Source organism: Cytobacillus sp. Hm23, from assembly GCF_051842895.1.
Lineage (GTDB): Bacteria > Bacillota > Bacilli > Bacillales > SM2101 > Nanhaiella.
In genome coordinates this window covers 1-7,378 of the sequence record NZ_JBPXRQ010000078.1, presented here as the reverse complement: position 1 = coordinate 7,378, position 7,378 = coordinate 1, and the positions used below count along the sequence as shown (strand labels likewise).

The window sequence follows — 7,378 nt, the reverse complement described above, 5'->3', positions numbered from 1 at the left end:
CTCTTAACCGTAGGAACTACGGGGATAGCCTAATCAATTAGAAGCCGTTAGGTTTCCGTACTTAGGAATCCCCCACTTCAATCATGACCGTAAGGTCTGATAAGTGGTGGGTAGTTCAACTAAAGAGGACATAATATCCATGCTAGATGAAGAGGGTGGAATACTAGGTGTTATAGTTAAAACGATTGAAGATGAAAGTTATAAACTTACTGGCTTAGGTAATTTAACAGAAGTTTCTAAGATAGATTAGTAAAATTATAACCAGGTTTGAATCTTATCTTAACTTTGGTTAAAGTGTGGTACGGAGTTGAAATATGTTGATTATTTTAGATCTTCATAAGATAAATCTGTTGAAATTTATTATTTTAAGTAAGAGATGATACACACTTTTAGCATATTAATAAATCAACGAAATAGTTGCATATTAACTAGTTTTGTTCTAAAATCTAACTAACGTTAGTTAGATTTTTTTCTTAGTTTATATAGACTTACGTTTTGGAATTGATATAAGTATAGTTATATGGGAAACACTAACTATCCTAGAGGTGCTTAAAGATGTTAATAAGGAGGATATACTTCATGGCATGGTTATATCTTATTCTCGGTGGTATATCAGAGGTAGGTTGGGCGTTTGGTTTGAAGTTTTCGGAAGGATTTACAAATATCCCTTTCGTTATACCGACGGTTTTACTTATGATTTTTAGCTTTTGGGCTTTCTCAAAGTCACTTAAATATTTGCCTGTATCAACAGCATATGCTGTGTTTACAGGCATTGGAGCGTTTGGTACATCCATCGTTGGGATACTGTTTTTACACGACGCAGTTAGTGTATTAAAAATCATTTTATTACTAACCTTAATTAGCTGTATCATAGGTTTAAAATTAATACCAGAACAAACAAAAGGAGAAGGTGCATAATATGAGTTGGATTCTACTAGTACTCGCGGGATTCATGGAAATAGGAGGAGTAACTTTTCTAAAGTTGTCTGAAGGGTTTTCCAAGCTAAAACCTTCATTGTTCTTTGTCTTATTCATGGGTTCAAGTTTTATATTCCTTTCAATGTCTCTGAAAGAAATTCCTATTAGTATTGGCTATGGTATATGGACAGGAATAGGTGCAGCTGGAAGTGTTTTAATTGGTATGTTTGCTTTTAATGAGCCTAAAGATTACAGAAAGCTTGCACTGGTTAGTGGTATCATCATAAGTATTATAGGGCTAAAACTAGTATCTTAATCATGGGGTGATCAATTGAGTAAGGGAGAAGAGACAAAATATAAAATACTACATCAAGCATTAATTTTGTTTTCCACAAAGGGTTATGAAGAGACATCTTTAAAGGATATAGCGACTAGTATTCATATTAAAGCGCCTTCCATTTATGCATATTTTTCTGGTAAAGAGGAATTATTTAAAAGTGTAATTGAATATGTTATGTCAGAGTATATCAATTTTATTAAAGAGCAAGAGGTAGTTACAGCGAAATTTTCTACGAAAGATAGGCTGTATTATTTGTTACATGAACTAAATGAATATTTTAATAATAACAGCTTAGGTCTTTTTATAAAAAGGTATGGTATTGTTCCGCCAGATAAGTTTAAAGAACTACTTAACCAAAAATATAATGAATCCGAAATGGAAATAAGGAAACTACTATACACTATACTAAAAAATGATTCAGACAACAGTCAATTTATTGATGATGAGACGATTGTAAACTCTTTTCTTTGTATTTTAGATGGGATGCTCTTTTACTTAGCAAACCTTTCTTATGAAGAGTATGAAAAAAGACTCAATGATACTTGGGATGTTTTTTGGAGAGGTATATTTAAATATTGATTTTTTAGATGTTCTCATATGGTTTGTGCTTCTCGTACTTAGAATTTACTACGTACATGTAGCATCTTTGTGCTATAAACGAATAGCAAACATATAAAATCACTTCTTATGGCTCTATTTTCGTAACATTAGTAACAGAAAAGCGCCTTTATTTGTTTTTTATTGCAGGATAGTATTTACCTTTTGATAGGAAATCTGATAAGATATAGTTCGTTACATAGAAAGGTGGTAATAAAATGAATAAAACAGAATTTATTAACGCAGTTGCTGAAAAAGCAGAACTTAGCAAAAAGGACGCAAGTAAAGTATTAGAAGCAGTAACCAACTCAATTAGTGAAACACTAAAAGATGGTGACAAAGTTTCTCTTCTCGGCTTTGGAACATTTGAAGTACGTGAAAGAGCAGCGCGTAAGGGGCGTAACCCTCAAACTGGTGAAGAAATTGAAATTGCCGCAAGTAAAGTACCAGCATTCAAAGCAGGAAAAGAATTAAAAGACGCTGTCAAAAACTAAAGGAATTTTCAGGCATAAAAAAAGTCTATCTAACACGATAGGCTTTTTTCACTATTTATAAACTCAATTGTTACCGAAAATATTGAGAATTTCTTGTGAAGATTTTTCATCTCCCGTTTGTAAGATTTCAACTATTCCTGTAGTGCTGTTATAAATGACTTCGTTTCCATTGAGCTGTATTTGTACGGAACCATCACTATGTCTTTCTATGTTGCCATCTTTCAATTTTGTACTTAGTGAATGGTAAATATCCATTAAAGACATATCAATGATGTGTTGATCGTCAATTTTAACGTTTTTTGCAACTTCAAACACTTTATCTCGTGAATCCTCAAATAGCTTTTCACCTTTATCATTTAATAAACCAGCATAATAAAGTATTCCTACAACAGCAATGGTTATCAATAGCATCTTCATACTTCTAGCTCCTTTATTTGTCTACTTTGTAATTCACTAATATGTAAAAGCAATTAACGGTTAATAATAGATTGTCCATAATATTAAGATGCTTAAACTTAAAAAAGTTCGGTTTATTTTGCATAATTTTTGAAAATGGGGATATATATTGATTGAAAAACAACTAAGAGGCTCACTAATGGTACATTAGCTTGGTCACAAAGTAAAAATCGTGATAAAAGGGGGCTGACAACATGAAAATTTGTCCAAAAGTATGGAATAGTTTAACTGTTAATGAAAAAATACACTTATTAATGGATCATATTATTTCAAGCCATCTGTGAAATTTTAGAAACATAGCGTAAATTATATTTAGAGATGCTTACAATTGTTACATTGCAAGTATAGAGTTATGTATGCTCTTCATACTAGAACAGGGAGTCAAAGCCATTTTCGACTTCCTAGATTATTTATTTGTATGAATTTATGAATTAGGATACTTGCTTAACATTTTATTCGTTTATTTCAGATCATTTAACTAACCTAAAGGATATAACTTTGGATTTTCATTGACATGTTTCAGAAGGAATAATCATTGAATTTTATATATATTCAACTACATACAATGTAAGAAATAATATGAATTAACGTAATTAAAGGTCATATGTTTGAAGAAAATACGAAACAGAGAATACTTCTTAAATTAGTCTGGAAAGATTAGGATCAATGTGGCAGAAATTATTAAACGAAGTGAGAAAAAGGTGTAGGGTAGCTACACCTTCATACTGTATCACACAGATAAACTATTATAATTGTAACATAACTAATATTATGGAGTGGTAGTAAGTTCACGTCTGATATCCCAGTAAATTTATCTACATAATAAAAACCTATTGGTACACATTGAGTCTCTTTTTCTGTGTGTTGCACATCTTGGCAGACTTTAGGTGTTTTATTCATAATGTCAATAATAAAATTTCCATATGTGTAACTAAGTTTTCACATATAGAAGATCAAGTGAGGACTTGATAGACACTTGGCAAAGGCTCAAATATTATAGCTAATTGGTCTATTAATGTCATACCAATAATTGTTAAATTTCTTTCGTTCCTATATGACTTGTTCTCCTTTTAATCGAATGTGGATAGTCTGTTTAATTGATTTTGATAAATTGTATAAGTTGCAAATGGTATGACGAATAAAAGTACAATAATTAAGCTACTAATTATGCTTTTTTTGTCGCCTTTCAATGTTTTTAACTCCTAATGCATTTTGTATAGAATATGTCCTAACTTTTTCTATATTTAATTTGAGAAATAAATTATTTTTTTACTATTTTTTTGCTTTCAATAAACAACATGATACGTATTGGTGTAATTGTACATTTTCCAACATATATGATATTCTAATCATAGACAAGCAGTAACTGCATACAATAAGAAAGACCGCAAGTGTCGTTAGCACTCACGGTCACACAATAGGCGATTCCTTCAGTGGATCGGCTTGCATAAAGCAAATAGACCGCCCCGACTATATCAGGAGTAAGGGCGGTCTATTTTTTGTCGTTTTTGTTGAAGGACAGCATCGAAATGATTAGCCCAGCAAATGCTAAAGCAAACATCAATGATTCAAATACTGTCATACGCCTCACCCCCTCTCATGGGGAATGAAGCCGACCACCCTTAGAAATTCGCTATTGTATTCCAATTATACCATAGATGCCCTATGCGCAGAGCTTACTGAGAATATACGATTCATGGAACCTTTTCTATTTAAAACAGCAACAAAAAAGGACTTTATTTCAGTCCTTAGTGACCTCAATAATCTTTTTGTGTAGTAAAATAACTCTCGAGTATCGATAGATATAATAACCAGTTTTCTTAACTAATAGCATAGTACGGTTAAAGTTAGGGGTACCAATAAAAAATGCGAAATAACAATACTAAGTTTATGCTATCTTAGATAGAACATCATAATTTTTGTGGAGGATAATTTTTTGAGTAAGAGAATCATATTTACATTTTTAGTGTTGTTAAGCTTACTTATAGTTATCCATCCAGTTAGTATGGCAAGTGGTCTAGATATTCAACCTTTAAGAGTAGGATTTCAATTACCATTTATCGAAGAGTATACTTCTCTCGCCCTAGAAGAAGTGCAATAATAAAAATGTGACCTTAAATTAGTCACCTAAATAAATTCGTTCCTCCCAATATCTTACGGCTGTATCGTGCATATCTTCAAATGAGTTAAAGCACGTGTTTTCTTGTGTGAATTTATCAAGCTTTTTTATAAATGATTCAGTTAAATTATTGATGTTAACACTTGGTTTTTTAGCAAAAGGAGAGCTATTAAAAAATTCATCATGGCATGAAAATTTAGTATATTTATTAATGAATTTTGTACTATACAGTTCACTAGAATCGACTGTCTTTAGGTCAAAATCACGCGTAGTTTTATTATAGCTGTACAAGTAATCCGAGAAAAACTGCGGGATACTGTAGTCTACTTGTTCCAAAGTAATCACCTCTCTTTCGTGTGAATATTTAAGCTCCTGTCGTAAAAGATGATGCTATGATTAGAAATTGATTTTTATTAGAAGATAAGGTGTAACGAGCACTATTGAGTATGAGTTTATTCTTTTTAGGAAAAACAACTATGAATGAAAAATAGTCTATATAGTAATTATAAAATGAGATTGCTTGATAAAAATGGTAGTAAATTGAATAATATGTGAATAATTAATATGTAGTAGACATTGTTTGAAAACGGACTTCATTTCGTACACTGCATGTTGTGCAAAATGAAAATGTAAAAAGTGTTAGTTTGTCGAAAAATAGCTTATTTTTTATTGACTGTATGTTCAGTCAAAAAGTTTAATGTTAATAACAACAGTATTTTTTGAATTTAAAGCCCCGTATTAAGTAAATTAATTGAGGTTCATTTATAAGGAGAGTGACAGATGGATTTAAATTATGAAGTTCATGGTGTCGGAGATCCCATTGTGATGATTCATAGTCCTGGTGTAGACATGCGAGAATGGACGTATATTGTTCCATATTTATCTCAGACTAAGCAGGTCGTTATTTTCGACGTACGGGGTGCAGGGAATTCACCCGCTCCTATTTCACCATCTAATTTTGTAGATGATTTAAGGAAATTGTTCGATCACTTAGGCATAAATACAGCTACTCTTGTCGGTCATTCAATGGGAGGACAAATTGCAACTGATTTTACGCTTACCTTTCCATCAAGAGTTAAACAACTAGTGTTAATTGCTCCTTCATTAACAGGGTTTCAATATTCAAGCGAATTTACTGAATGGATGGAGCAGGTAAACGCAGCTGCCCCAAATATCAAAAAGCTTGCTAATTTGTCCCTAAGTGGTCCTAATTACAGTATAACGATGTCAAGTCAGCAAAAGGATTTTCTCTATGAAATGACTGTCCACTATATGACCAGAGTATTTTCAGAATGGGAGAACTTTGAAATTATTTGGCCGGATCCACATGCTATTGATAGATTACATGAGATTAAGGTACCATTGCTCTTTATTCAAGGAGATAAAGAATGGAGTGACCTATCTCGAATCGCTGATCACTTCAAAAAAGTGAAATCAGTTCATTTTTTAATGATAAAAGGTGCTGATCATATGTTAACCTTAACTCACCCAAAAGAAGTAGCTTCTGAAATTATGTTGTTTTTACAGGAAGGATTAAGTAAGGATGCCACGTACAAAAGAAACAAATGAAAAAATCCGTCGCCTTACAAGTGAAAAAATTTTGCGGACAGCAATGGAGCTTTTTATATCAAAAGGGTTTCATTCTACTTCTATTGATGAAATAGCAAAGCGCGCTGATATTTCTAAAGGTCTTCTTTATCATTATTATAAGGGGAAAGAGAACCTAATAGATGCAATGGTCGAAGAACTTATCAAGGTTATGGAGACTGCTGTATTACAAGAGACGCCTGTGGAGCAATTATTATTTATCATTGAAGGCTCTTTGGAAAATGTTCGTAAACAGCCGATGATTTTTCAATTTTATATTAATTTACTTACTCAAGCTAAACAAGATAAAGTACTTTCAAAATATACTATGAAATTACAAAAGGAGTATGAGAAGCAATTTGAGGTGCAAACTGAGATCTTCGAAAAGCTTGGCGTATCAAATGCCAAGATGAAATCTTTACATTTTTCATCTACCCTTCAAGGAATCATGCTCATGTATTCAACATACCCTAATTTTTATCCTTTAGAAAAAATGAAGAATGAAGTAATACAAGAGTTTTGTAGTTAGATGAGCTTTTATTGCATGACTTGTTATTAACGTAATAACAAATTGATATTGTGACATCGTTGCTACAAAAAAACCAAAACCTCTAAAAATCTTATTAGTAACAATTGTTGATTTAATTTATGCCATCGATAATTAACTGACTAGCAATTTTATTCATTGGTAAAAAACCTTTCCTTATCTTCATTAAGAAAGTGCCTCAAAGTTTGAACAAAAAAAAGTGACGCATTCCCCTTCAAAATCTATTTGATTTAGTGGGGGTTAGTCGCTAAGGTCTTCATTCACCTTGTTCTTCAATGTATTTTTTTATTATGTCAATGGTAGCTCCTCCTGTAGTTAAA

Annotated in this window: 9 protein-coding genes; 7 read left to right on the top strand and 2 right to left on the bottom strand. The window is 32.0% G+C overall.

Features of this window, described 5'->3' with window-relative positions:
• Positions 1-579: 579 nt before the first annotated feature.
• The 4 genes from ACSVDA_RS24380 (at position 580) to ACSVDA_RS24365 (ending at position 2,349) form a co-directional block, all read left to right on the top strand.
• Positions 580-918, top strand: a complete 339-nt coding sequence (locus tag ACSVDA_RS24380; protein ID WP_485886971.1) for a DMT family transporter — start codon at positions 580-582, stop codon at positions 916-918.
• A 1-nt stretch (position 919) separates the two neighbouring features.
• A complete protein-coding gene (locus ACSVDA_RS24375) occupies positions 920-1,234 on the top strand; it encodes a DMT family transporter (RefSeq protein ID WP_485886969.1) in 315 nt (104 codons plus the stop codon).
• Between the two features lie 15 nt (positions 1,235-1,249).
• A complete protein-coding gene (locus tag ACSVDA_RS24370) occupies positions 1,250-1,837 on the top strand; it encodes a TetR/AcrR family transcriptional regulator (RefSeq protein WP_485886968.1) in 588 nt (195 codons plus the stop codon).
• A 236-nt stretch (positions 1,838-2,073) separates the two neighbouring features.
• Positions 2,074-2,349 (top strand): HU family DNA-binding protein, encoded by a 276-nt coding sequence (locus ACSVDA_RS24365; RefSeq protein WP_485886966.1) that lies wholly within the window; start codon positions 2,074-2,076, stop codon positions 2,347-2,349.
• A 63-nt stretch (positions 2,350-2,412) separates the two neighbouring features.
• Here the strand turns inward: ACSVDA_RS24365 and ACSVDA_RS24360 are convergent, their stop codons facing one another.
• Positions 2,413-2,766: a hypothetical protein gene (locus ACSVDA_RS24360; RefSeq protein ID WP_485886964.1), complete on the bottom strand. Its 354-nt coding sequence runs from the start codon at positions 2,764-2,766 to the stop codon at positions 2,413-2,415.
• A 1,975-nt stretch (positions 2,767-4,741) separates the two neighbouring features.
• On the opposite strand from ACSVDA_RS24360, the gene ACSVDA_RS24355 reads away from it, so the two are divergent.
• A complete protein-coding gene (locus ACSVDA_RS24355) occupies positions 4,742-4,906 on the top strand; it encodes a hypothetical protein (protein WP_485886962.1) in 165 nt (54 codons plus the stop codon).
• An 18-nt stretch (positions 4,907-4,924) separates the two neighbouring features.
• Here the strand turns inward: ACSVDA_RS24355 and ACSVDA_RS24350 are convergent, their stop codons facing one another.
• A complete protein-coding gene (locus tag ACSVDA_RS24350) occupies positions 4,925-5,260 on the bottom strand; it encodes a hypothetical protein (protein WP_485886960.1) in 336 nt (111 codons plus the stop codon).
• Positions 5,261-5,704: 444 nt separating this feature from the next.
• Here ACSVDA_RS24350 and ACSVDA_RS24345 point away from each other — a divergent pair, with 444 nt between their 5' ends.
• Positions 5,705-6,493 (top strand): alpha/beta fold hydrolase, encoded by a 789-nt coding sequence (locus ACSVDA_RS24345; protein ID WP_485886958.1) that lies wholly within the window; start codon positions 5,705-5,707, stop codon positions 6,491-6,493.
• A complete protein-coding gene (locus ACSVDA_RS24340; protein ID WP_485886956.1) occupies positions 6,468-7,040 on the top strand; it encodes a TetR/AcrR family transcriptional regulator in 573 nt (190 codons plus the stop codon). Before ACSVDA_RS24345 ends, ACSVDA_RS24340 begins: the two co-directional genes overlap by 26 nt.
• Positions 7,041-7,378 lie beyond the last annotated feature (338 nt).